The sequence below is a fragment of the Pseudidiomarina indica genome (assembly GCF_900104245.1).
Classification (GTDB): domain Bacteria; phylum Pseudomonadota; class Gammaproteobacteria; order Enterobacterales; family Alteromonadaceae; genus Pseudidiomarina; species Pseudidiomarina indica.
The window spans coordinates 1-24,817 of record NZ_FMXN01000005.1; the positions used below are offsets into that span (position 1 = coordinate 1).

A 24,817-nucleotide genomic window follows, 5' to 3' on the forward strand; every position below is an offset into this window, starting at 1 on the left:
CGAGGAAAACCTGCGGCGATTCGCTGCGACAATGGCCCAGAATATTTGTCAAGCGAGCTGATTAACTGGGCTGAAAAACATCAAATTACGATGCTCTACATTCAACCAGGTAAACCGACTCAGAATGCCTATGTTGAACGATTTAATCGAACAGTGCGGCATGAATGGCTCGATTTACACCTGTTTGAAAGTGTTGAACATGCACAAGAACTTGCCACTCAGTGGCTTTGGCTTTATAACAACGAAAGGCCTAATACAGCTATCGGAGGCATTCCGCCAAAACAATTAACGCAAGCGGTTCATTAATTCTACGAATAACTGCTGCTTAAAATGGGGGGATTACACTAGGTTCTACAGTGTTTTGCGGAAATACGTAAACTTCTTTCAGCCATCCGTAAAGCTACTTAAAAAAACACGTACCGGTGCCAAAGTGGCGAAACAATATGATAAAGCACTGACCCCTTACCAACGTATTTTAAATAGTCCGCACGTACAGCAAGGAGTCAAAGACGATTTGACCGCGATGTACTTACAACTTGACCCCGTGACGTTAATGTCTGAGTTAAAAGTGTTGCAAAATAACCTCATGACCTTTGCCTGGAATATTAACGGCTCCGCCAAAACCGAGCACCATGCTGATAAACGGGCTGAACCTAACCAAAGTCATACAGCACCGACAGAGTCAGAAGTCCTAGACTACTTTCGTTTTGAAAAGCCAAAAGACAAACGAAGTCTTCCGCGGACTTGGCGGACCCGTAAAGATCCGTTTGAACACGCCTGGGATGATATTAAATTCAAGCTTCAACTAGAGCCTCACTGTACAGCCCCTGAAATCATTGAGTGGCTTTCAGTTCGTTACCCCGGTCAACACGATATGGGACAAGTTCGGACCCTGCAAAGACGCATTTCAGCGTTGCGTTTACGTGACCATACTTATCAGGCTAAACTAACTCAGTTAATGCAAACGGAATGATTTTTGACTGAACTAACCGAGCGATTGGCAAAGTGTTACTTTTTAATGAGGCAATACGAACCGGCCAAGGTAATTGACGCTGGATACATTGGCCAGCAAACTTTGTATAATTGGCGAGATGAAGCCAAATTACGGGGGCGCCCAGTGCCAGGAAATAAACCGACTCCAGATCAATGGTCAGCAGAAGCCAAGCTGGCAGTTGTTATAGAAACGGGCTCAATGAATGAAGCCGAACTAAGTGAGTATTGTCGCGCTAAAGGACTCTATGTCGAGCAAGTGAAAGCGTGGAAAGCAGACTCATTAAAAGGCTTTGTAAGCTCGCGTGAACAAGAGCTCGAAGCGAAGCAACAACGTAAAGCAGACCGCAAAGAGATAAAACAGCTTAAGCGCGAGCTTCGCCAAAAAGAAAAAGCGTTGGCTGAAACCGCTGCATTGTTAGTACTCAGAAAAAAGCTGGATGCGTTCTGGGAGAACGACAGCGAGGACGATTGACCTCGGTCTCAGAGCGCACACAATATGTTACTTGGATCCGCGAAGCTAAAGAGTCAGGAGCTCGGCTTCCACTAGCATGCGAAGAAGCCGGTATCAGTTTGCGTACTTATAAGCGCTGGTATCAGAATGGCAAAGTGCTTGCGAACAAACGTCCGGATGCTGTTCGTCCGGAGCCAGTGAACAAGCTCTCACCGGGTTAAACTGATCGCGGTTTGTGCAATCATCAATACGGGGCAAAGGAACGCAAATAGCCACACCAAGCTACGTAGCTTATCCCAGTTCACGATATAAAAAATGTGATAAGCAATCCGAAAGACAATAAAGCTAACCGCTAAGCTGATGTTGAACGGGGTGATTTGGTTGGTGGCGATCACCAACAAAATCGCAGCCGCATAAAATGGAAAGGCTTCATAAGCATTGTAATGCCCAGCCACCGCTCGCGCTCCTGCACCCGTTAAGCGTTCTTGTTGAGCGCGGGGATGACGGTTGTCATACCCCTTGTCACGGTTTTGGAAGTAAACCACGGGGACTTTTGCCGCAATGGGCAAGAGTCCCGCAATCAGAAGACACCAAATTAACGGACTCATTTGACGACCTCGCCAGCGGCTTGCATATCTGCATGGTAAGACGAACGCACTAATGGACCTGAAGCAATATGGGTGAAGCCCATTTTCTCACCTTCTTCACGGAACATATCGAATTCTGTTGGTGTGACATAGCGTGTCACTGGAAGGTGATGGCGGCTCGGCTGCAAGTATTGACCAATGGTCAACATATCAACATCATGAGCGCGCAGATCACGCATGACTTCAAGAATTTCTTCGTTGGTTTCACCGAGCCCCACCATTAAGCCTGATTTAGTACGTACGTCGGGACGGGCTTCTTTATAGCGTTTCAGTAAGTCGAGCGACCACTGATAGTTTGCACCCGGACGTGCTGCTTTGTACAGGCGAGGAACCGTTTCTAAGTTGTGATTGAAAACATCTGGAGCTTCGTTGGTCAGAATCTCTAGGGCAACTTCCATGCGGCCACGGAAGTCTGGAACTAATACTTCCACTTGGATACCTGGACTTTCTGCGCGAATTTCACGAATACAATCCGCAAAATGTTGGGCGCCACCATCTCGTAAATCATCGCGGTCAACCGAGGTCACCACCACGTATTTCACCTTCATATCGCGAATAGTTGCTGCGAGCTTTGTTGCTTCTTCAGGATCCACTGGCAATGGACGGCCGTGGGCTACGTCACAGAACGGACAACGGCGGGTACAAATGGCACCTAAAATCATAAAGGTCGCCGTACCATGGTTAAAACATTCGGCCAAGTTGGGGCAAGACGCTTCTTCACAGACTGAATGCAGCCCGTGTTTGCGCATTGCTTGTTTAATTTCATCAATACGCTGGGTTGAGGTTGGCAGCTTAACTTTGAGCCATTCCGGCTTCCGCAGCATTTGATCGCGCTCTGTTGGCACAATTTTAACTGGGATCAACGCCATTTTGTCGGCGTCACGAAGTTTAACGCCAGGTTCAATTCGTACTGGTTTCGAGCTCATTATTAGTGAATCCTGTTGTAACGATCGTTGTCTCATAGCCCAAAAGACGGGCAAATAGTTGAGTCACTTCTTGGCCTGCTTCAGTCACCGTCTGGGGGCCATTAAGATCTTTGCATTGAATCATTTGCATGCCTGCATAACCACAAGGGTTGATGCGTAAAAAGGGTTCTAAATCCATATCGACATTGAGAGCTAAGCCGTGGAATGAACAGCCTTTGCGAATTCGTAACCCGAGTGAGCAGAGCTTGGCTCCATTCACATACACTCCGGGTGCGTCGGGACGAGCCATGGCTTCAATACCATACTCTGCCATGGTGGCGATCACCGCGTCTTCAATGGCGTTTACTAGGTGACGCACGCCAAGTTTGCGGCGACGTAAATCCAATAAAAAATAAATGACCAGTTGCCCTGGGCCATGGTAGGTTACTTGCCCACCACGGTCGACTGCAACTACCGGGATATTTCCAGGGGCTAGAATGTGTTCCGCTTTTCCAGCTTGCCCTTGAGTAAAAACAGGGTCATGTTCGAGCACCCAAAGTTCATCGGGAGTCTCGGCCTGCCGCTCATCGGTAAATTGCTGCATCCGGTGCCAAATAGGCTCATAAGCCTGCCGACCGAGCTGGCGGATAATTAAACTAGAGGACATAACGAACTTCCTCAATATCGGCAAGGGCACGATAGAGAGTTTCGATATGGGATTGGCTGGTGACCTGAATTTTTATCGAGACCGAGTGAAAGGTACCTTTACTGCTCGGTTTCACCGTTGGGGCGTAATCGCCGGGGGCATGTTTTTGAGCCACTGCAACGACTCGTTCAGGTAATTCGGGCACGGCTAAGCCCATCACCTTAAAGGTAAAGTCACATGGGAATTGGACCAACTCATCAAAGCGTGTTTTTTGCATGCTTTACTCCTGAATGAGGTGACGTTTGCTGGTATGGTAAGCACCAATTAATTGTGCTGTGATTGGACCACACTGGCCTTGACCAATCATTATATCATCAATTTGCCCAACCGGTTGTATCTCCCGACTGGAACTGGTGAGAAAAACTTCATCCATGGCCGTCAACTCATGGGTGAATAGAGGTGTTTCATGAACCTCTATTTGTAATTGTTTCGCTAAGTGAATCACCCATGTGCGGGTGATTCCCGCCAAAATCAAGTGATCGGCTGGAGGCGTATAAAGCTGCCCATCCCTCACGAAGAAATAATTACATGACGCACCTTCGGTTATCCGTCCGTCGCGATGCAATAGGGGCTCATCGGCATGGCGTTGCTGACAAGCCCGCTTCAACATAATGTTGCCTAACAAGCTGGTGGACTTAATATCACAGCGCAGCCAGCGAATATCGTCCAGCAAGGTGACGGTAAAAGGGGTGGGGATCTCCCAGCGGGCGTTGAATGGGCTAACGCTGGCGTAGACCGTTGGCGTTAATGGTTGGGAAGGTAAATGCTGGCGGTGTTCGTCTATCCCAAACGTGAGTTGCAAATAAACCAAGCCATCCATCACACGATTGCGTTGCAGCAGTTCTGTTATCAAGACTTGATAGGTTTCCAGCGGCGCAAGCGAAAGGCTAATGGCTGCCGCAGAGCGCTGCAGCCGTTGTAAGTGCAAGTCGAGTAGGAAAGGACGCTGTTGATAAACGGGAATGACTTCATAAATGCCATCAGCAAATAGAAAGCCTCGGTCGTTGACTGAGATTTTGGCGGCTGTTGCTGCGTGCCATTCTCCGTTTAGATACACAACTTGGGTCATCGCAGGAAATTTTACTCGTCGCTATCGCCACTCATTTGACGTTTCACCCAATCGGTTAAACGCTTAAAGACACCCGCTTGCTCAACACTGGTTAGGGTGACCAATGGGTAGCTGGCAATATCTTCACCATCCAATTGCAAATAAACGGTTCCAACTTGGGTCCCTTTTTGCACAGGTGCTTCTAAAGCTTGGCTTAATTCGAAGTTTGCTTGCAGGTTATTACGCTGACCTTTCGGTAACGTAATGACGACTGGCTCGGTGACACCGAGTGATACGGTATCTTGTTCGCCGCCCCAAACGCGATGGTCAACGAAGCTTTCACCGGCTTGGTAAGCGGTGACCGTTTCATAGTAACGGAAGCCATAGTTCAATAATTTTTTGCTTTCTACTTTACGTGCTTGCTCACTTGCAGCGCCCATCACCACAGCAATAAGACGTGTATCACCTTCAACTGCTGACGATACTAAACTATAGCCAGCTTCACTGGTATGACCAGTTTTGATGCCATCAACGTTCATGCTGCGATCCCACAGCAAGGAGTTCCGGTTATATTGCTTGATATTGTTATAGGTAAACGACTTTTCAGCATAGAGTGAATATTCTTCAGGAACATCACGGATCAATGCCTGGGCTAAAAACGCCATGTCATAAGGGGAGCTATATTGTTCGTCGGAATGGAGGCCGTGGCTGTTGGCGAAATACGTGTTGGATAACCCCAACTCAGCGGCATAAGTGTTCATTAAGTCGGTAAATGCGTCTTCACTGCCGGCAATGTGTTCTGCCATCGCAACGCAGGCATCATTTCCTGAAGAAATGACGATGCCGCGATTTAAATCTGCGACTGATACCTGTTTCCCCACTTCGATAAACATTTTGGAGGAATCGGGGAAGTTTTTTGCCCACGCGTTTTGACTGATGGTGACCATATCATCGTTGTGGATACGGCCCGATTGTAACTCCCGTCCAATAATGTAGCTGGTCATCATTTTGGTCAGACTCGCTGGGGAAAGAGGTTCATGCTCATTACCCGCCGTAATAACGTATCCGGTGGTGTAATCAATCAAAATATAGCCTTTGGCATTGACGGTTGGGGCAGGTGGAACAATGGCCGCTTGAGCGACAGCGGCGAATGTCGCTGCTGTGAACGCAACCGTACGAACGAAATGACGAAGGACACAATGCATGGTAACTCTTCTCTGTTTTGTTAGTTTCATGATGGAAATGGTACTGTTGACAACATCATCCAAAGGTTTGGTTGATATAGCTCTCGCTATTGACCGCTTGGCTCACTCGGTGGGATAGGCACCCGAAACGCATCGGGATAGCCTGCCCGGCGTAGCTGCTGCAGCAGCTCGTTCGATTGAGGCTCGGCCAGTGGACCTAACACCACTCGATATAGACCATTATTTTCCTGAGTAGTTGCAGGAACTTGATAGAAATGCTGCAACCGCTCTGCTTCGCTACGCAAACGCGCTAAGTCACTGCCTGCGTGCACTTGAATGTAAAATTGTGCGATTTCTTGATACTGAATTGGTGACGGTGTCGCCAACGCAGCATTGTCCTGATTAGGTTGCAATGCTTCAATCCGTACCCGCGCTGTGCCCGATTGTAACATGTCAAGCTTATAGGCGGCTACATAGGAAAGGTCAATGATACGATTTGAATGAAAGGGGCCACGGTCGTTCACGCGCACGACCACACTTTTCTGATTGGCAAGATTGGTCACCCGCACATAAGTCGGTAATGGGAGGGTTTTATGGGCCGCCGACATGGCGTACATATCATAGGTTTCTCCATTGGAGGTTAAGTGGCCGTGAAATTTTTCACCGTACCAAGAAGCCACTCCTTCTTCGACATAATTGTGACTGGATTCAAGAATGTGCCAAGTATTACCAAACAGACTGTAGCTGCGATTGCCTTGTCGACTTGGCGGTTCGAATCGAGGTTCCGGCTCAACCAGCTCTTCGGGGGTAGGTAAACGCGAAGGAATGGAGTCATGCTGCTGACTGTAGCGAGACTGAGAGGCCGGTGGCGGGGCACTCGAACACCCCACCATTCCGATGATCAGAGCAGCAATAATGAACGGATTCAATGGCTTCATTCGGCTTGATACGCTTCCTTGAGTTGTTGGCTGAATTGATAAACGGCCATGGCATAGAGAGGGCTGTGATTATATCGAGTGATCACATAGAAATTATGTAAACCCAACCAATATTCATGCCCTTCTACTTGTTCAAATGCAAATACTTTTGCTGGGATCGTGCTGGCAAGGGTTGGCTGTGCTGGTAATGGTAGACCTTTTGCTTGTAATTCTGCGACCGTTTCAGAAGGCTTCAAACCAGTACTTACCCATTGGGCGAACTGCGCTTCTGTCTCAAGCGGAATGGCAACCGCTTGGTCTGCTTTCCAGCCATGTCTGGCAAAGTAGTTTGCCACACTGCCAATCGCATCGACTGGGTTGGTGAGCAAGTCACGAACCTCGTCCCCGTCGAAATCGACGGCATAATGACGGTAAGAGGAAGAGATAAACTGCCCGTAGCCCATGGCGCCGGCATAAGAGCCGTATAATTCATCGTGCGGCAAAGATTCTTCCCGCGTCAGAATGAGAAACTGCTCCAGTTCTGAACGAAAGAATTTGGCGCGCGGAGGGTAGTGAAACCCTAATGTATAGAGAGCATCAAGAACTTTGTATTTTCCCATGTATTCGCCATAGAAGGTTTCTACCCCAATGATGGCGACAATGATTTCAGCCGGGACACCAAACTGTTGTTCTGCGCGGGTTAACACGTCTTGGTGTTGTTGCCAAAATTTTAGGCCAGCTTGGAGACGCTTCTCGGTTAGGAAAATCGGGTAATATTGATACCACGGCTTGGCCTCCCATGGGCGAGCAATGGCCGTTAGAATATCTTCGTTGCGTTGTGCTTGCTGTAAAATTGCTGTCACTTGGTCCGCATCAAATTGGTGTTTGCTGACCATTAATTCAATAAACTCTTGTTGCTGTTGACGAGTTTCATCTGCCCACGTCGGCTGGGTTAGTAACCCACAAGTGGCAAGTAATAATCCGATACAGGTGGTTCGATTGATCATTTTCTCAGCTCGTTTGTTAGTGATGCATGACAAAACGCTGGTTGGTGGCGATTGCCATTAATAACCCAAAACCAGCTAACAGGGTAACCATAGAGGTACCTCCGTAGCTGACCAAAGGTAAGGGTACACCAACCACAGGCAATAAACCCGACACCATGCCAATATTTACAAGAACATAAACAAAAAACGTAAGAATCAGGCTGCCCGCCAAAAGTTTTTGATACACTTGTTGTGCGCGAATTGCAATGATTAAGCCGCGGACAATAATGAAACCGTAAAGAATAAACAGCCCAATCACGCCCACCAATCCGAACTCTTCGCTAAAGACTGAGAAAATAAAGTCCGTATGTCGCTCTGGCAAGAATTCCAGTTGTGATTGTGTGCCTTGCAACCATCCTTTGCCTTCAATACCACCGGACCCAATGGCTATTTTCGACTGAATAATTTGATAGCCTGCGCCTAACGGATCGCGTTCGGGGTCTAAAAATGTTAGCACCCGTCGCCGCTGGTAATCGTGCATTAAGAAAAACCATAACACGGGAATAAAGGCACCGATTGCTCCCATAAAAAATAAAATCAACCGCCAGCTAATTCCCGCAAGGAAGAGTACAAAAATGCCCGAGCTGGCAATGAGGATAGCGGTGCCCAAGTCGGGTTGTTTCGCAATCATCAACGTTGGCACCATAAGCAGCACAAAGGCCATACCCATGCGGCGCTTGGAAGGCGGAATTCCATGTTCGGCAATAAACCAAGCAATCGTCATGGGCACGGCCAGTTTCATGAGCTCGGACGGCTGTATGGTGATCACCCCAAGGTTCAGCCAGCGTTGTGCGCCTTTATTGGATTCTCCAAATAACAGGACGCCCAATAACAGCACCACGCCAATCGAGAATAAGGGTAAGGAAAACCGCTCAATGGCTTTGGGGGGAATTTGCGCAATCACTAGCATGCCTACAAAGGCTAAGCCGATACGAAAGGCTTGCCGTTCCGTCATGGCAAGGTCTTGTCCACTGGCGGAATACACGGTCGCAATGCTAACCAAAGCGAGTAACACTAACCCAAAGAGGAGTGGGCCATCGATATGGAATCGTTGCCACCAACTGTGCGGAGCTGAGTTACTGTTCGACTTGGGCATGAGCTTGCTCCTGCGCGAAGTAAAAATCGAGTAGTTTGCGGGCCATCGGAGCGGCCACACTGCCACCACCTCCAATGGTATTTTCAACGGCAACGACCACCACGACTTCTGGGTCGGTAGCGGGGGCGTACCCCACATACATGGCGTTATCACGGTAACGCTCGTCAATTTCTTCTGCGTTGTATTTTTCTTCTTGGCCGATACTGCGAACTTGTGCGGTACCGGTTTTACCACCACTGGTATAGCTGGCGCCACGGAATGCGCGATGAGCCGTCCCTTTAACCGTACTGACCGTGCGATTCAATGCATCGAGGATCACATCCCAGTGTTCGGCGTTATTTAGCACCACCGGTTCGCGTGATTCCACCACCGCCGGGAGAATAATATCGCCTTCTTGTAGCGCGTGTAATAGGCGAGGTACGGGGCGATGACCACGGTTCGTTAAAACAGCGGTGCCGACAGCCAATTGAATGGGCGTGGTGGTCCAGTAGCTTTGGCCGATACCAACGGACACGGTTTCGCCGGCATACCAAGGTTGATTAAAACGAGCTCGCTTCCAACCTCGTGATGGCATGACCGCCGCTGCCTCTTCGTTAATATCGATGCCAGTGCGCTCGCCAAAGCCGTAACGGACCATGTGATCATGCAGGGTATCGATGCCTAATTTGAGCGCTAAATCGTAGTAGAAAGTATCACAACTTTCGACCAGCGAACTGGTGACATCCACCCAACCATGGCCCCAGGCGAGCCAATCACGATAACGGTGATTCACTCCTTCTATTTGGAACCAACCGGGATCCCAAATTCGAGTGGTTGGGGTAATCACGCCCTCATCCAGGCCAACCAGCGCGACCTGAGGCTTGACCGTCGATGCAGGGGGATAACCGCCTTGCGTGGAACGGTTCAATAAGGGGGAATGAGGGGAGTTCAATAAGCTTTGATACTGGGCGTGGGTGATGCCTTGGGCGAACCAGTTAGGATCATAACTAGGCTTACTAACGATAGCACGAATGGCCCCATCGCGAGGGTCCATTAAAATAATGGAACCCCGGTCATTGCCCAATAGGTCATAGGCAAACTGTTGTAATTCAATATCTATTTCTAAGTGTAAGTCTTGGCCGGGAATGGGCGGTTGCACGGATAAAGTACGAATGGCGCGCCCGTGAATATCCACTTCAACTTGTTCAAAGCCTATGGTGCCATGCAAGAGTTCTTCATAATAGCGCTCTATTCCTAGCTTGCCGATAACGCGAGTCGCTGCGTAGTTCGCTTGCTTATTTTCTTCGCGGAGTTTGTTTAAATCATTGGGGTTAATTTTGGCAACATAGCCGAGCGCATGCGTGAGCGCGTCACCATAGGGGTAGTGGCGGACCAGCCGTGCTTCGATACTTACTCCGGGAAAGTCATGTTGCCGCACCGCGAATCGCGCCGCTTGTTCTTCGGTGAGATGGTCGAGCAGGGTGACTTGACTAAAACGCCGTTCACGCCGGCGATTATCATGGAAGCTTTGAATCACCTCGTCATCAAATTCTAATACTTGCTGTAAACGCGTGAGGGTATCTGCCAGATCGGTCACTTTTTCAGGGGTTACCTCAAGGCTCAAGACCGGTCTGTTTTCTGCCAGAATTCGCCCGTGCCGATCGTAAATCAAGCCGCGGTTTGGGGCTAAGGGAACAACTTTGATACGGTTATCGTTGGAACGTGTTTGGAAACTATGGTGGTTCACCACCTGCAGGCGGTACATGTTGCTCAGTAAAATACCAAGGGCAATGACCACCACCACTAAACTGACAAAGACGCGGCGTCCGAACAGAGCGGCCTCGGCGTGATGATCTCGGATAGTGACACGTTTCTTCTTCATCTTATTCGCGGTGATAAGGGTGGTTCGCCGTGACGCTCCAAGCCCGATAGAGACTTTCTGCAAGCAAAACTCGGACGAGTGGATGAGGCAGTGTTAATGGCGATAGCGACCATCGTTCTTCGGCTGCTTGAATACATTCTGGAGCAAGGCCTTCGGGCCCTCCAACCAGTAAGCTCACATCGCGGCCATCCATCATCCACTGTTCCAGGCGTTGCGCCAACTGCGGTGTGGTCCAACTTTTCCCGGTCACTTCAAGGGTCACAATGCGGTCTGACTTGCCTACGGCAGCCAGCATGGCTTCGCCTTCTTGGCGTAAAATCCGCGCGATATCCGCATTTTTGCCACGCTTGCCCGCAGCAATTTCAACCAGTTCCAGTTGGCAATCTGCAGGCATCCGTTTGGCGTAGAGCTGGTAGCCTGAGCTGACCCAATCGGGCATTTTTTGCCCGACAGCTATCAGCCGGATACGCATTAACGACGTCCCCAGAGTTTTTCTAGTTCATAGTAGTCCCGCATGGATTCTTGCATGACATGAACTACCACATCGCCTAAATCTACCAGGACCCATTCAGATAACTCGTGGCCTTCAACACCTAACGGCGGCACACCATGATGTTTGGCTTCGCTGGCAACATAGTTAGCGATGCTACGGACATGGGTTTTTGAGTTGCCAGAACAGACCACCATATATTCAGCAACATCAGTTTGTTCTTTTACATCAAGGACTTTAATGTCGCGACCTTTCATATCATCGATTTTATCAACAACAAAATCTCGTAATTGTTCGGCTTGCAAGAGTAATCGGCTCCTAGTTATGAATCATTGTTCGGTTCAGTTTATGGCATCAGTTTACCACGATGCTGTTATAAAGATCAGCTAGCGATACAGCTGATGGTGTTCAATATAATCTGCCACTGCTGCTGGTACATATTTGTGCCAAGGTTGTTGGGTTTGAATGGCGGTACGAATGGCCGTGGCAGAGATTGAAATGAGCGGGGATTCCGCAAAATAGACCAATCCCTGTGGTTGCTGCTGTAGCGCAGCAATGGATGTTGTTTCAACGTGCGCTAGCCACTCAGTTAATTCAGCAGGATAATGCCGTGTTGAGTTCGGGCGGCGCATCACCACTAAATGAGCGTGCTCCACTAAGCGTTGCCATTGATACCAACTTGATAGCCCCGCGAAGGCATCTTCGCCGAGTAAGAAAATTAACGTATCCTTGGGCCAACGCTGGTGCAGCTGCGCTAAAGTGAGCTGGGTATAGGAGCGTCGTGGTTGTTTTAATTCCCAATCATCCGCTATGCAGTTAGGGAGTTCGGCAGCGGCTAACTGAGCCATTGCAAAGCGCTGTGCAGCACTGGCTTGGGGACCGTCCCGATGAGGAGGCTGCGCACTCGGCATCAACACCAAGCAGTCACTGGCTAAGCGCGTGCTGACATGATGTGCCGTGCGTAAATGGCCCCAGTGAATGGGATCAAAGGTTCCGCCCAGGATAGTCCGTATCATATGGGAATGTGTTCCACTGCCTGAGGTTGACAATAGAGCGTCACCAAATGGGTGGCAAGCGTTGCAAGTTGGGCCCCTGTATCACGTTTAAAGGCCAGTTCTAGCTGTGCTAATAGTTGCGCTGCGCGTGCCATTACTTGCGGTGCTGCCAGCCGTTGGCAAAATTGGCGATAGGCATTGATCTGGTTTCGCCAAACCCCATTTTTACGGCACGCATCTTCAAAATTGTCCGCCTGTTGTAAATTCATCACCAGTTGCCATTCGCGTTGTAGCATCCAGTTTAGAATCGCAAATTCACTGTCTTCTTCTAAGAGACGTTGGAGCCGGTGCAACGCAGTTTCCAATTGCCCGGCAACTATCGCCTCTTGCAACGCAAATACGTTAAAACGGCTCTGATCCTGAGCGATGGTTTCAATGTGCTCAATGGTGATGGGGTGGGGTAAATCCATCAGCGCTAACTTTTGTAGCTCCTGATCCAAGGCCAGCAGGTTGCCTTCAAACCACAAGGCTAAGCGTTGGATGGCTTCTTGAGCCAATGGTACGCCATAGCGTTGGGCTCGTTGCTGGATAAAAGCAGGTAAGGCTTGGCGCTCTGGATTATTGGCGAGCACCACGGGGCCAGCCGCTGCCAATTCTTGGTACCATTTGGATTTTAGTTGCTCTTGTTTCAACCGTGGGCCGAGAACGACCAAGGTTTGGTCGGTCGGAGGCGCTTGTAAATAACGTCGTAATGCATCGCCGCCTTCTCGTCCCGGTTTGGCTTCAGGTAGTTCGAGCTCAATCAGCTTATGACTGGAGAAAAGACTTAAGCTGGCACTTTGATCGGTTAATTGGCGCCACTCAAATTGACTGTCTTGGACATAGCGTAACCGCTCATCCACCCCTAATTGACGGGCGCTGGCGCGGATTTGCTGAAGACTATCGTCAACCAATAATGGAGCGTCACCAAAGACGCTGAGCACAACCGGCAGGCCATGTGTTGCAATATGGTCGGACAATTGTGCTGGCGTGAGTTGCATCAGGATTACTCCGTGAGTAAAGCGATGGTCTGGCGCAGTAATTGATGAGCGGCTTCTTGTCGCATTTCTTGCACAAGCACTTCTCGTTCACGGGTTTTCGCGAGCGCGAAGTTAGGATCATCTTGGTAGTCCCGATAAACTTCGAGCTTTTGTACCGCAGATGCTTCCCCTTGCTTGAGCAACTGATAAGTGACTGTATAAATCATTTCGTATTCAGCCACTTGTCCTGATTGAGATAAGGATAAGGTACGTCGGTCCAACTGTTCATTCAGCAATTCAATCACCAGCGTCTCGGTATCCAAGTTTGCTAAGTTAACGCCAGCTAAGGTAAAGCGTTGTTCCACTACTTTTGCAAATTCACTAAAAGCGGGCGCTTTGATTGCCACCGATTCCATTGCAGGAGGAAGTTGGTAGTGATCACGTAACTGGAAGCCGCAGCTGCTAACAGCTGCGGCGATAAGAGTAACAATAATCCAGCGACTCATTCGTTGCATGATTAATTGGCCACGATATTAAAGAGTTTGTTCGGTACGTAGATTTGTTTGCGAATAGTTTTACCATCCACAAACTTCTGGACGTTTTCATCCGCATAAGCGATTTCAGCTACTTGCTCCTCATTCGCGCTTGTCGGAACAGTGATTTTGCTGCGCACTTTGCCGTTCACCTGAACCACTACCAGCACGGAGCTTTTCACCAATGCGGTTTCATCAACGTGCGGCCAAGGCGCAAACACGATGTCGCTTTGGTGCCCAAGGGCTTGCCATAAAGCTTCTGATAGGTGTGGGGTAACTGGCGCTAACATCAGCACCACTGCATCCAACGCTTCGGCCATAATGCCACGGTCAAGTTCCGTTGCAAGAGGCGCTTTCTGTAAGTGATTGAGCAATTCCATGATGGCGGCAATGGCCGTATTAAAGTGCTGACGACGACCCATATCATCGGAGACTTTGGCGATAGTGCGGTGCACTTCACGGCGTAAGTCTTGCTGCGCATCATTCAGTGCCGACCAATCTTGTGAGCGTGGTTGCTCGAGGACTGCGGCAAAGTCTGCGACTAAACGCCACACACGGCGTAAAAACCGTTGCGCGCCTTCAACGCCTGAATCTGACCATTCCAAGGTGGCTTCGGGTGGCGCTGCGAACATCATGAACAAGCGCACCGTATCGGCACCGTATTTGTCGATCATCAATTGCGGGTCAATCCCGTTGTTTTTCGATTTCGACATCTTCGTCATGCCACCGTGAGTGACTGGCTGGCCATCTGATTTAAGAATGGCTTCGACGATTTCACCTTTCTCATTGCGGCTAACAATGTCAACATCGACCGGAGAATACCAGGTGTATTTTCCTGATTCGTCCACACGGTAATAGCAGTCCGCCAGTACCATGCCTTGCGTGAGAAGCTTTTTGAACGGCTCATCCGAATTGACGAGGCCGGCGTCACGCAAGAGTTTGTGGAAAAAGCGTGCGTACAATAAATGCAGAATGGCGTGTTCAATGCCACCAATATATTGGTCCACAGGCAGCCAGTAATTGGCCTGCGCAGGGTCAAGCATGCCCTCTTGATAATTCGCGCTGCAATAACGAGCGTAGTACCACGATGATTCCATAAAGGTATCGAAAGTATCGGTTTCGTGTTCTGCAGGTTGTCCCTGATAGGTGGTTTTACGCCATTCAGGATCGGTTTTTAAGGGCGAGCTATTGCCATCCATAACCACATCTTCCGGCAAGCGGACGGGTAATTGGTCAGCAGGTACGGGTACCGACTCCCCATTGGCAAGATTCAGCATAGGAATTGGCGCACCCCAGTAACGCTGGCGTGAAACGCCCCAATCACGTAAGCGATAGTTTACTTTACGGCGTCCAATACCTCGTTGTTCTAAGTGCTCGGCAATGGCGGTAAAGGCGTCATCGCTGCTCAGACCGGTGTACTCGCCTGAGTTGATGGTGGTTCCTTTACTGGTGATTGCAGCGACACTCAGATCAGTATTGCCTTCGGTGGTTTCAATGACCGGCTGAATTGGAAGCTGATAAGCCGTGGCAAATTCCCAGTCACGTTGGTCATGAGCAGGAACCGACATAACCGCACCAGAGCCGTAATCCATTAATACGAAATTAGCCACCCATACTGGAATTTCTGCTTCGGTCAGTGGATGGATAACACGCACGCCGGTGTCCATGCCTTGCTTATCAATTGTTGCGAGATCAGCCTCGGCAATTTTATTGTTTTTAATGGTATCAATAAACGCCGCTAACTCAGGGTTATCCTTTGCTGCCGCTTGGGTAAGAGGGTGCTGTGCCGCCACTGCCATATAAGTAACCCCGAAGAGGGTATCTGGCCGCGTGGTGTACACAGTGAGTTGAGCTGCTTGACCCACCACATCAAAATCGATTTCCACCCCTTCGGAACGCCCAATCCAATTGCGTTGCATGAGTTTCACTTGCTCAGGCCAACCATCGAGCTGGTCCAAATCGTTGAGGAGTTCGTCAGCATACGCGGTGATCTTGATGAACCATTGTGGAATTTCACGTTGTTCGACTAACGCGCCGGAGCGCCAGCCGCGGCCATCAATAACTTGCTCGTTAGCAAGCACGGTTTGGTCGACTGGGTCCCAGTTTACCGTAGCATTCTTTTTATAAACCAAGCCTTTTTCGAACAGTTTGGTAAAGAACCACTGTTCCCAACGGTAATAATCGGGATCGCAGGTAGCCAACTCCCGTGACCAGTCATAACCGAAGCCAAGCGATTTTAACTGCTGACGCATGTAATCGATATTTTGATAGGTCCAGGTAGCAGGAGCAGTCCGGTTGTCAATGGCAGCATTTTCGGCAGGCAGGCCAAAGGCGTCCCAACCCATGGGTTGTAAAACATTTTTACCTTGCATCCGTTGATAGCGGGCAATCACGTCACCAAGAGTATAGTTTCGCACGTGCCCCATGTGGAGTTTACCGCTCGGGTAGGGGAACATGGACAAGCAATAGAATTTTTCTTTGCTCGGATCTTCGGTAACTTGAAAAACATGATCGCGTTCCCAGCGTTGTTGAACCTGTTGCTCAACTTCCGCTGGATTGTATTGTTCCGCTAGTGTATTTGACATCTGACTATCCATTGACTGCTCTAACAAAGTGAATTAAAGGGCGTACCACATCATTAGCATCACCACGATGCCAACCACGCCGAAGAACGCGTACTCAAGACGTTCACGTTGCTGTTCATCACGGTTCTCATTACGGTGAAATGCGTACATACCTAAGCTGGTAACGCCCAATGAGCCAGCAGCAACTAATAAAGCAAATAAAATAGCAGCAATAATATTTTCCATGGTTTAACTCCATGCCAAGATTGAACAAATAATAATGACTTACTGAGTGGGGTCTAGTGTACTGATTTTGCCGACGCTTGACTATGGCGAAGTGCGCCAAAAATACTGCCAAGGGCAAGGATTATGGTGATAAACCACGCAGCACCATGACCCCAGTAATAAAATCCGGTGTGCCCCTCCACCAAGGGAACGGTCACGCTGAGGGCGGTGGTGGTGAATTGAGGGGCACGCCCCAGTTCTTCCCCCGCAGCTGAAACTGCCGCGGTAATCCCGTTATTGGTTGCACGGAGGAGCGGCCGACCGAGTTCCAATGCCCGCATTTTGGCAATTTGCATATGCTGCGCAGGCCCATGAGAGCGACCAAACCAAGTATCGTTACTGACGGTTATCAGAAAGTCGCTGGTGGATCCCACATTGGCGCGAACTTGATTTGGAAACGCAATTTCATAGCAGATGGCGGCCGCTAGTTGCCACCCGGTTGCCCGTAAATCCGCTTGTTGATAGTCACCCCGACTAAATGAACTCATGGGTAAATCAAACAAGGGGGCTAAGGGTCGTAATAAACTTTCAAAGGGAACAAACTCCCCAACGGGCAGTAACTGATGTTTCTGGTAGCGATTGCTGTGCCCGTGTTGATAGGGTTCAAAGGACTGCACCGGACCATCTAATCCTAATACTATCAAGGAATTATAATAGTTATTAGAACGATAATCGATAATCCCCGTAATCAACGCCGTTTGGTGTTCAACAAGGCGGTGATGAATATTATTTAGCACGTCGTCGGTATAGGGCTCTGGCATGGTCACCGCAGATTCGGGCCAGATAATGAGATCGTGACTTTCGTAATAAGGACGACTGAGCTCTAAATAGGTCGTTAATGATTGCCAATGCTGATCAGGATCCCATTTGATGCTTTGTTCGATATTGCCTTGCACTAACAGCACACGAGCCTGTTCACCGGTTTCTTGAAGTGGTGAGAGGGCATTCAAAATAAACGGCAGGGCTAATAGACTGATGCTATTGATGGCTGCCAAAGGATGTCGGTGGCGATACCAAAGCCAGACATTGATTGCGATTAACCAGAGCACGACGGTGACACCCATACCGCCCAGCCAGGGGGCATAGGCACCTAGCCAGCTTTCGGTTTGGGTATAACCAAGTTCAAGCCAAGGGAAACCAGTCAGCAACGAGCCGCGTAGAGACTCTGCCAGCAGCCAACAAAGGGGAAGGACACCAATTGCGAATGAACCGAGCCAACGTTCAGACACTTTCCAGAGCCAGAACGCAAGTGCTGGGAATAGTGCTAAGTAAGCAAATAACAACAGTAATATCGCAAGGGTAGCAATGACAGGGAGCCCGCCGAACTGGTCAATGCTGACATAAATCCAGCTAAGTCCAGCGGTGAACCAACCGAGCCCAAAGTAAAAACCATAACGCCAAGCAGCGCTCGCAGATGCTGGCTCGGTGAGAGCCAGCATTGCAATTAACACCGGAATCACTAGCCATGCTTGGGTAAAAGGTGCATACCCCAAAACAAGGCTGGCTCCGAGCAGAAACGCAGCAATTCGGCGAACTGTCATTAATGAGTATCTATCTGATTATTTTCAGTTTCCGCAATGGTTACCTGAAGTTGTTGGATACGGCGTTTATCGGCACTGGTGACCTTAAACACAATTCCTTCAATGGTGATTTCTTCACCAACTTTGGGCAGGTGACCGAATCCGTGTGCAACCATGCCGCCAATGGTGTCATATTCTTCATCATCGAAGTTCGTATTAAAATAGTCATTAAAATCTTCAATCATCGTCAGTGCTTTTACGGAGTAGCGCGACTTATTGATGCGTTTAATGTCTGCTTTATTATCATCGTGTTGGTCGGTTTCATCTTCAATGTCACCGACAATTTCTTCTAAGATATCTTCAATGGTGACCAGTCCTGACACGCCACCATATTCATCGACCACAATGGCCATGTGATACCGTTGTGAACGGAACTCTTTTAGCAAAATATCGACTCGTTTGCTTTCTGGCACAATGACCGCAGGGCGTATCACATTGGCCAATGAAAACTCCTCTTGGTTTAATCCGAAACCATATGCCAATAAGTCTTTCGCTAACAAGATTCCTTCAACATGGTCTTTATTTTCACTGATAACAGGATAACGACTATGTTGAGCGCGAATCACAATAGGTAAGAAGGACTCGACATTCTGGTTAATATCAATGGTCACCATTTGTGAGCGAGGAACCATAATATCGCGTACTTTAAGTTCTGCGACATCAAGCACCCCTTCGATCATCTCTTTGGTGTCATTATCAATTAAATCACGCTCTTCAGCGTCTTGGATTAAATCAACTAACTCTTCCCGGCTGTTCGGCTCTCCAGTAAACAGCTGCAGCAATTTTGATGCCCAGCTCTTTCGTGAAGAACCGTTGGTAGAGTGTGGGTTGTCGTCGTTCATGTGCTTTTAATGCTCCAATCAATAACTGCTATTCAGCAGGGTCATCAGCATAGGGATCAGGATAACCCAGTGCTGCTAAAATATTACGCTCGAGCTGCTCCATATGCTCGGCTTCAGCCTCTTCTATATGGTCGTAACCTAGCAAATGCAAGGTGCCATGTACAACCATATGCGCCCAATGTGCAAGCAAGGGTTTTCCTTGTGATTTTGCTTCATGGGCGACCACTTCTGCACAAATGACTAAATCACCTAACAATCGCACGGGCAAAGGAATCGGTGATTCAAATGGAAATGAGAGTACGTTGGTGGCGTAATCTTTCATGCGATACTGTTGATTTAAACTCAAGCCTTCGTCGGGATCAACAATTCGAATGGTGATTTCCACCGGTGTGGTTTCTTGAATCGTTTCGAGAGCTGTTTCGACCCACTGCTCGAGAGAGGCTTCCGATGGCAATTCTTGCACTTCACAGGCAATCTGCACATCTAAAGTAACTTGGTTCATGAGGATTGTTCAAAGGCCTCGTAAGCTTGGACAATTCGTTGTACCACTGGATGGCGAACAACGTCAGTCGCTTGGAAAAAGGTAAAACTGACGTCATCGATATCTTTGAGCACCTCAATGACGTGTCTCAGGCCGGATTTTTGTCCCCGCGGTAAATCCACTTGAGTGATATCCCCAGTGATGACGGCGCGGGAGTTAAAGCCGATACGAGTGAGGAACATTTTCATCTGCTCGCAGGTCGTGTTTTGGCTTTCGTCAAGAATAATGAAGGCATCATTTAAGGTGCGCCCACGCATATAGGCCAATGGCGCCACTTCAATTACGTTGCGCTCAATTAACTTTTCAACCCGTTCAAACCCTAGCATTTCAAACAATGCATCGTAGAGAGGACGCAAATAAGGATCGACTTTCTGTGCTAAATCACCGGGCAAAAAGCCTAACTTTTCTCCAGCTTCAACCGCTGGGCGGGTGAGCAGAATACGACGTACTTCTTGACGCTCTAGCGCATCCACTGCACAGGCAACCGCTAAATAGGTTTTCCCCGTTCCGGCTGGGCCGACGCCAAAGTTCACGTCATGGCTCAAGATAGCGCGAACATATTGGGCCTGGTTATGGGTACGCGGTTTAATTAAGCCGCGCTTGGTTTTAATGTGAACGATTTTCTCAGCATTCGGCTGATACTCGGAACCTTGATCAATTACATTGGCTTGCTGCACTGCCAAGTGCACCATTTGTGGTGTCACCTTGCCATCCACGCCTTTGACTGTGGCTGTTTCCACATAAAGATCGCGCAGAATTTTAGCGCCTGCTTGTACCGGGGTATGCGGGCCAATCAGACGGAACTCGTTATGCCGGTGGCTGATCTCGATGCCCAAACGACGCTCAATGTGCTTGAGGTTTTCATCCAGAGCCCCGCATAAATCGGCAATCCGACGATTGTCTGCGGGCTCTAAATCAATCTGTAAGGTACTGACTGAATGACTCAATGAACCATGCCTCACGAATGCTGTGCGGGTGGCACAAATGTTGCGACACCTAACGCATCAGGTTGTGATTTTGCTTGGCGCGCTAAAATTGTGTGGGGCGCGGTATCAACGCGAAGGCCCATATCAGATTCCACACGTAACACGTCACCGCGCAAGGAGTTCACAAATACATCGGTAATTTTTACATCAACAAATTTACCGATCATGTCAGGGGTGCCAACAAAGTTGACGACCCGGTTGTTTTCCGTACGGCCACTTAATTCCATCGGATCTTTCTTGGAAGGACCCGTCACCAAGATCCGCTGCTCGGTGCCGAGCATACGTCGAGCGTGAGCATGAGCTTGCTGGTTAAGCCGTTGTTGTAATAACTGTAACCGCTGCTTTTTGGTTTCTTCGCTGACATCGTCCGGAAGGTCCGCCGCAGGGGTGCCTGGCCGAGCGCTATAAATAAAGCTGAAGCTCATGTCATAGTCGACATCACGAATCAAATTCATGGTTGCTTCGAAGTCTTCATCGGTTTCGCCAGGGAAGCCGATGATAAAGTCAGAACTCATGGCCAACTCAGGTCGAACGCGACGCAGACGACGGATTTGCGATTTGTATTCTAAGACAGTATGACCACGTTTCATTAACGTTAAAATACGGTCTGAGCCGCTCTGCACCGGCAAGTGCAAGTGATTCACTAGTTCTGGAATGGTGGCATAGGCTTCGATAATATCATCGGTAAACTCGACCGGGTGCGAGGTGGTGTAACGAATTCGGTCGATGCCATCAATGGCTGCCACTAAATGCAGTAATTCTGCGAAACGGCAAATGGTTCCATCATGGTGCTCACCTCGATACGCATTCACGTTTTGTCCTAATAAATTGACTTCACGTACGCCTTGTTCTGCCAGTTGAGCAATTTCAAATAATACGTCATCCACCGGGCGGCTGACTTCTTCACCGCGGGTGTAAGGGACCACACAGAAAGTACAATATTTGCTGCACCCTTCCATAATGGAAACAAACGCAGACGGGCCATCTGCTTTGGGCTCAGGTAACCGATCAAATTTTTCAATTTCGGGAAACGAAATATCCACCATGGGGGTTTGATGGGTTTGTACCTGTTTAATCATTTCCGGTAAGCGATGCAGGGTTTGTGGACCAAACACAATGTCGACATAAGGGGCGCGCTGACGGATGTGCTCGCCTTCTTGGGACGCGACACAACCACCGACACCAATGACAAGATCTGGCTTGTGGTCTTTCAGTGTTTTCCATCGTCCTAATTGATGAAACACTTTTTCTTGTGCTTTTTCACGAATCGAACAGGTATTGAGTAATATTAAATCAGCGTCCTCAGCTTCTTCTGCGATTTCGTAGCCGTGCGTTGCTTTGAGCAGATCAGCCATTTTAGCTGAGTCATACTCATTCATTTGGCAACCCCACGTTTTGATATATAACTTCTTACTCATAAACCTCTGTGCTCGCTTACGTCGTTGTGCGGTGAATGACACCGAATGCGGTTCGCTATTCTAATATAGGGATATTTTAACTTGAAGTGATATCAACTGCCAACTTTGTGACCGCTTTCTGCTTTGCGTCGGGTTCGAATTGCTAAATAGCCCGCCGTAATAATGATCGCGGCGCCCAGCAGCATGCTCACCGTAATGGGTTCATCCCAAAACCAGTAGCCCATAATGGCCGCAAAGATGATGGAGCTGTAGGTAAACACCCCAACCCGCGCAGCTGGCGCGAGGGCAAAGGCTTTGGTCATCCCTAATTGACCACCAACGGCAAATAGACCCATGGCAATGATGGCAAGCCAATGTTCACTGGCAACGGCCTCACCCCGCCAGAGCAATGAAATGCCTGACACTAAGGTTGAGATACCGGCAAAGTAGAACACAATTTTACTGGGCGATTCGGTCACTGACATTTGGCGAATCAAGGTCTTGGTGTACGCCGAAAGGCAGGCAGCGGCAAAGGCCACCGCAATGATGGGCGATAATTCCGTGTGTTGTGGGTTAAGGAAAATAAAGACCCCAACAAACCCCACTGAAATAGCCAGCCAAGTTTGGCGATTGACATGTTCATCCAGCCAAATTTTTCCCATAATAGGAATAATAAAGGGCGATAACATCAACACCAGTGTTGCTTGCGCTAGGGGTAAATGGGCGATGCTATAGAAAAATAAGTAGGTGGCGATAACCCCGGCCAGGCCACGGGTCAGGTGAAAACGCCAAGCCTTGGTTTTGAAGGCAGCTGGACCTTTTCGCCATAACCAAGGTAACAAGACTAAAAGGGCAGTAAGGTTACGGAAAAACACCAATTGTTCTGGCGGCAAATCAGTGCTCAAATATTTAACTAAAGCACTCACTCCGGCGAAGCAAAACTCGGCGCCGAGAACGAGAATAGACGCTAAAATCACCTTGTGGTGTGAGGTTTCCATACAGCCCTTAGACGGTTAAGTACCGCTTACCATTGAAGAGAAATTATGAACCAATATCTTATCACGATCGGCTTATTAACGTTGAGCAATGTTTTTATGACGTTTGCTTGGTATGCTCACCTGAAGAACTTATCAGACAAGCCTTGGTTGATTGCGGCGTTTGCAAGTTGGGGTATTGCGTTGTTGGAGTACCTCTTGCAAGTACCGGCCAACCGGATTGGCTTTGAGGTCATGAATTTAGGGCAGCTTAAAATTCTGCAAGAAGTGATCACCTTAACGGTGTTTGTTCCTTTTGCGCTGTTTTATATGAAAGAAAAGCTGACTTGGGATTATTTATGGGCCGGCTTATGTATTTGTGGTGCGGTATTTTTTATTATGCGCAGTAAGTTTACAGGATAAATGAGCAACGTGATGAAAGTAGTTGTTATTGGCGGTGGCATGGTCGGTGCCGCTGCTGCAGTCGCATTCGCCCAGTTAGGCCATCAAGTAACGGTGGTAGAAGCTGGCGCTCGAATCGTGAGTGAAGGGGAGTGGGACCTTCGCATTTCATCCATTCATCAACAAAATGTCGAATGGCTGCAACAACAAGGAACTTGGCCGCTGATTCGGGCAGAGCGCCGTTATCCGTACACAGGACTGTCGGTACAAAGCCAAGATGGGCAACGCGTTGATTTTTCTCATGAGGATGTTGCGGCACCGGCCCTTGGCGCCATGGTCGAAAACAAAGCCCTGCAAGCAGCGCTCTGGCAACAACTGGACGCTTTGGGAGTGGAGTTGTACGAGCGCACGCGGGTAGCACAATACCAGTTTGATGAGCGTCGGGTCACTCTCAGCAACGGCGTTGAACTCTCCTATGATCTCCTGATTGGTGCGGATGGCGGCAACTCACAGGTTGCTCGAGCTGCCGGCATTGGCTACCGCGGTTGGGATTATGACATGCGGTGCCTGTTAGCAATTGCTGAAGTGGAGGTGGACGTTCCACCCGCCACTTGGGAGATTTTTCGGCCGCAAGGGCCTTATGCGTTGCTGCCATTAGGGGGCCAGCGAGTTTGTTTGATCGATTACCGTGCCGAATCGACCTGGCAAGAACTGCTCGCGCAGCCAACGGACACCTTGTACGACATGCTCCAAACGTTGTTTGAGCCTCATATTGGCGCCCATCGAGTACTTTCACACGGCAGCTTTCCCTTACGTCGGCAACGTGCGTTGCACTATCATCGTAATCAGTCCGTGGTTCTTATTGGTGATGCCGCGCATAGTATCCATCCGTTGGCGGGCCAAGGGGTCAACCTTGGATTTGCAGATGTGCAAGAGCTCGTAGAGCAGATTGCTCGTTTGTCCTTAGCAGAGGCGCTGGTTGCTTATGAACGGCGTCGGGTGGGTGCGAATCAGCAAATGATGCGGGCGATGGATATGATCCATGTCGGTTTTTGCAGCAAGCATTTTCTGCCGCGTGGTGCCATCGCACTTGGGCTCACTGGAGTGCAGCGGATTGCGCCATTAAAACGGGCGTTGTTATTGCGGGCCATTGGGTATTGTTAATCGATTGTTGCGGGCATAAAAAAACGCTATGAATTGTTCGCTTAACAGCTGCCAACAGTTCATAGCGCTTTCCTATGATTGCGGTTCACCACGGGAAGTGGTGCGGAGGGAGGGACTTGAACCCTCACGAGCGTTAGCTCACTAGCACCTGAAGCTAGCGCGTCTACCAATTCCGCCACCCCCGCAATACA

Annotated in this window: 27 protein-coding genes, 1 tRNA gene and 1 pseudogene; 5 read left to right on the forward strand and 24 right to left on the reverse strand. The window is 49.1% G+C overall.

The features are described from left to right. From BLP64_RS05165 to BLP64_RS05175, 3 genes and pseudogenes are all read left to right on the forward strand, one after another. Window positions 1-306: integrase core domain-containing protein (locus BLP64_RS05165; RefSeq protein ID WP_143001070.1), on the forward strand; the 306-nt coding region annotated here is incomplete at its 5' end. Window positions 307-430: 124 nt separating this feature from the next. Continuing rightward, window positions 431-973 (forward strand): hypothetical protein, encoded by a 543-nt coding sequence (locus BLP64_RS05170; protein ID WP_092592467.1) that lies wholly within the window; start codon window positions 431-433, stop codon window positions 971-973. A gap of 87 nt (window positions 974-1,060) precedes the next feature. Then, window positions 1,061-1,653: pseudogene (locus BLP64_RS05175) on the forward strand (IS3 family transposase); the annotation flags it as partial. Here the strand turns inward: BLP64_RS05175 and BLP64_RS05180 are convergent. The 23 genes from BLP64_RS05180 to BLP64_RS05290 all read right to left on the reverse strand — a co-directional run bounded on the left by BLP64_RS05180 (window position 1,654) and on the right by BLP64_RS05290 (window position 23,084). Then, window positions 1,654-2,052 carry an MAPEG family protein gene (locus BLP64_RS05180; protein WP_092592471.1) on the reverse strand — a complete coding sequence of 133 codons (399 nt, stop codon included), beginning with the start codon at window positions 2,050-2,052 and terminating at the stop codon, window positions 1,654-1,656. Next, window positions 2,049-3,017, reverse strand: a complete 969-nt coding sequence (gene lipA / locus BLP64_RS05185; RefSeq protein WP_092592473.1) for a lipoyl synthase — start codon at window positions 3,015-3,017, stop codon at window positions 2,049-2,051. The genes BLP64_RS05180 and lipA overlap by 4 nt, the downstream gene beginning before the upstream one ends. Continuing rightward, window positions 2,992-3,663, reverse strand: coding sequence for a lipoyl(octanoyl) transferase LipB (lipB, locus tag BLP64_RS05190; RefSeq protein ID WP_092592475.1), 672 nt, complete (start codon window positions 3,661-3,663; stop codon window positions 2,992-2,994). Before lipB ends, lipA begins: the two co-directional genes overlap by 26 nt. Then, the gene (ybeD, locus tag BLP64_RS05195; protein ID WP_092592477.1) at window positions 3,653-3,919 is read right to left on the reverse strand and encodes a DUF493 family protein YbeD; all 267 of its coding nucleotides are present in this window, start codon (window positions 3,917-3,919) and stop codon (window positions 3,653-3,655) included. The genes lipB and ybeD overlap by 11 nt, the downstream gene beginning before the upstream one ends. Window positions 3,920-3,922: 3 nt before the next feature. Then, window positions 3,923-4,771, reverse strand: a complete 849-nt coding sequence (locus tag BLP64_RS05200) for an aminotransferase class IV (protein WP_092592479.1) — start codon at window positions 4,769-4,771, stop codon at window positions 3,923-3,925. An 11-nt stretch (window positions 4,772-4,782) separates the two neighbouring features. Further along, window positions 4,783-5,955 carry a D-alanyl-D-alanine carboxypeptidase family protein gene (locus tag BLP64_RS05205; protein WP_092592481.1) on the reverse strand — a complete coding sequence of 391 codons (1,173 nt, stop codon included), beginning with the start codon at window positions 5,953-5,955 and terminating at the stop codon, window positions 4,783-4,785. A gap of 86 nt (window positions 5,956-6,041) precedes the next feature. After that, entirely contained in the window at window positions 6,042-6,872 is an 831-nt protein-coding gene (locus tag BLP64_RS05210) for a septal ring lytic transglycosylase RlpA family protein (protein WP_092592483.1), read from the reverse strand. Continuing rightward, the gene (gene mltB, locus BLP64_RS05215) at window positions 6,869-7,858 is read right to left on the reverse strand and encodes a lytic murein transglycosylase B (protein WP_092592485.1); all 990 of its coding nucleotides are present in this window, start codon (window positions 7,856-7,858) and stop codon (window positions 6,869-6,871) included. The genes BLP64_RS05210 and mltB overlap by 4 nt, the downstream gene beginning before the upstream one ends. A 16-nt stretch (window positions 7,859-7,874) precedes the next feature. Beyond that, window positions 7,875-8,993 (reverse strand): rod shape-determining protein RodA, encoded by a 1,119-nt coding sequence (rodA, locus tag BLP64_RS05220; RefSeq protein ID WP_092592487.1) that lies wholly within the window; start codon window positions 8,991-8,993, stop codon window positions 7,875-7,877. Next, window positions 8,974-10,854: a penicillin-binding protein 2 gene (gene mrdA / locus BLP64_RS05225; RefSeq protein WP_092592489.1), complete on the reverse strand. Its 1,881-nt coding sequence runs from the start codon at window positions 10,852-10,854 to the stop codon at window positions 8,974-8,976. The genes rodA and mrdA overlap by 20 nt, the downstream gene beginning before the upstream one ends. Window position 10,855: 1 nt before the next feature. Then, complete coding sequence (rlmH, locus tag BLP64_RS05230) at window positions 10,856-11,326, reverse strand: 23S rRNA (pseudouridine(1915)-N(3))-methyltransferase RlmH (RefSeq protein WP_092592491.1); 471 nt, start codon at window positions 11,324-11,326, stop codon at window positions 10,856-10,858. Next, window positions 11,326-11,649 (reverse strand): ribosome silencing factor, encoded by a 324-nt coding sequence (gene rsfS / locus BLP64_RS05235; RefSeq protein WP_092592493.1) that lies wholly within the window; start codon window positions 11,647-11,649, stop codon window positions 11,326-11,328. Before rsfS ends, rlmH begins: the two co-directional genes overlap by 1 nt. 81 nt (window positions 11,650-11,730) lie before the next feature. Then, on the reverse strand, window positions 11,731-12,360 hold the full coding sequence (nadD, locus tag BLP64_RS05240; protein WP_092592495.1) for a nicotinate-nucleotide adenylyltransferase: 630 nt from the start codon (window positions 12,358-12,360) through the stop codon (window positions 11,731-11,733). After that, on the reverse strand, window positions 12,357-13,379 hold the full coding sequence (gene holA / locus BLP64_RS05245) for a DNA polymerase III subunit delta (protein ID WP_092592497.1): 1,023 nt from the start codon (window positions 13,377-13,379) through the stop codon (window positions 12,357-12,359). The genes nadD and holA overlap by 4 nt, the downstream gene beginning before the upstream one ends. 5 nt (window positions 13,380-13,384) lie before the next feature. Further along, window positions 13,385-13,873 (reverse strand): LPS-assembly lipoprotein LptE, encoded by a 489-nt coding sequence (locus BLP64_RS05250; RefSeq protein ID WP_092592499.1) that lies wholly within the window; start codon window positions 13,871-13,873, stop codon window positions 13,385-13,387. Window positions 13,874-13,875: 2 nt separating this feature from the next. Then, the gene (gene leuS, locus BLP64_RS05255; RefSeq protein ID WP_092592501.1) at window positions 13,876-16,476 is read right to left on the reverse strand and encodes a leucine--tRNA ligase; all 2,601 of its coding nucleotides are present in this window, start codon (window positions 16,474-16,476) and stop codon (window positions 13,876-13,878) included. 33 nt (window positions 16,477-16,509) lie between these two features. Continuing rightward, window positions 16,510-16,701, reverse strand: a complete 192-nt coding sequence (locus tag BLP64_RS05260) for a hypothetical protein (protein WP_092592502.1) — start codon at window positions 16,699-16,701, stop codon at window positions 16,510-16,512. A 53-nt stretch (window positions 16,702-16,754) separates the two neighbouring features. After that, window positions 16,755-18,281, reverse strand: a complete 1,527-nt coding sequence (lnt, locus tag BLP64_RS05265; protein WP_092592504.1) for an apolipoprotein N-acyltransferase — start codon at window positions 18,279-18,281, stop codon at window positions 16,755-16,757. Next, entirely contained in the window at window positions 18,281-19,162 is an 882-nt protein-coding gene (gene corC, locus BLP64_RS05270) for a CNNM family magnesium/cobalt transport protein CorC (protein ID WP_092592506.1), read from the reverse strand. Before corC ends, lnt begins: the two co-directional genes overlap by 1 nt. Window positions 19,163-19,190: 28 nt before the next feature. Then, the gene (gene ybeY / locus BLP64_RS05275) at window positions 19,191-19,664 is read right to left on the reverse strand and encodes an rRNA maturation RNase YbeY (RefSeq protein WP_092592508.1); all 474 of its coding nucleotides are present in this window, start codon (window positions 19,662-19,664) and stop codon (window positions 19,191-19,193) included. Further along, window positions 19,661-20,650, reverse strand: coding sequence for a PhoH family protein (locus BLP64_RS05280; protein WP_092592737.1), 990 nt, complete (start codon window positions 20,648-20,650; stop codon window positions 19,661-19,663). The genes ybeY and BLP64_RS05280 overlap by 4 nt, the downstream gene beginning before the upstream one ends. 11 nt (window positions 20,651-20,661) lie before the next feature. After that, complete coding sequence (miaB, locus tag BLP64_RS05285) at window positions 20,662-22,107, reverse strand: tRNA (N6-isopentenyl adenosine(37)-C2)-methylthiotransferase MiaB (protein ID WP_092592510.1); 1,446 nt, start codon at window positions 22,105-22,107, stop codon at window positions 20,662-20,664. A gap of 92 nt (window positions 22,108-22,199) precedes the next feature. Next, window positions 22,200-23,084 carry a DMT family transporter gene (locus tag BLP64_RS05290; protein ID WP_092592512.1) on the reverse strand — a complete coding sequence of 295 codons (885 nt, stop codon included), beginning with the start codon at window positions 23,082-23,084 and terminating at the stop codon, window positions 22,200-22,202. Between the two features lie 45 nt (window positions 23,085-23,129). Here BLP64_RS05290 and BLP64_RS05295 point away from each other — a divergent pair, with 45 nt between their 5' ends. After that, window positions 23,130-23,483, forward strand: coding sequence for a DMT family protein (locus tag BLP64_RS05295; RefSeq protein ID WP_092592514.1), 354 nt, complete (start codon window positions 23,130-23,132; stop codon window positions 23,481-23,483). A gap of 12 nt (window positions 23,484-23,495) precedes the next feature. Then, window positions 23,496-24,626, forward strand: a complete 1,131-nt coding sequence (locus BLP64_RS05300) for an FAD-dependent oxidoreductase (protein ID WP_233340116.1) — start codon at window positions 23,496-23,498, stop codon at window positions 24,624-24,626. A gap of 98 nt (window positions 24,627-24,724) precedes the next feature. Here BLP64_RS05300 and BLP64_RS05305 read toward each other — a convergent pair. Continuing rightward, window positions 24,725-24,811, reverse strand: a tRNA-Leu gene (locus tag BLP64_RS05305). Window positions 24,812-24,817: the final 6 nt, after the last annotated feature.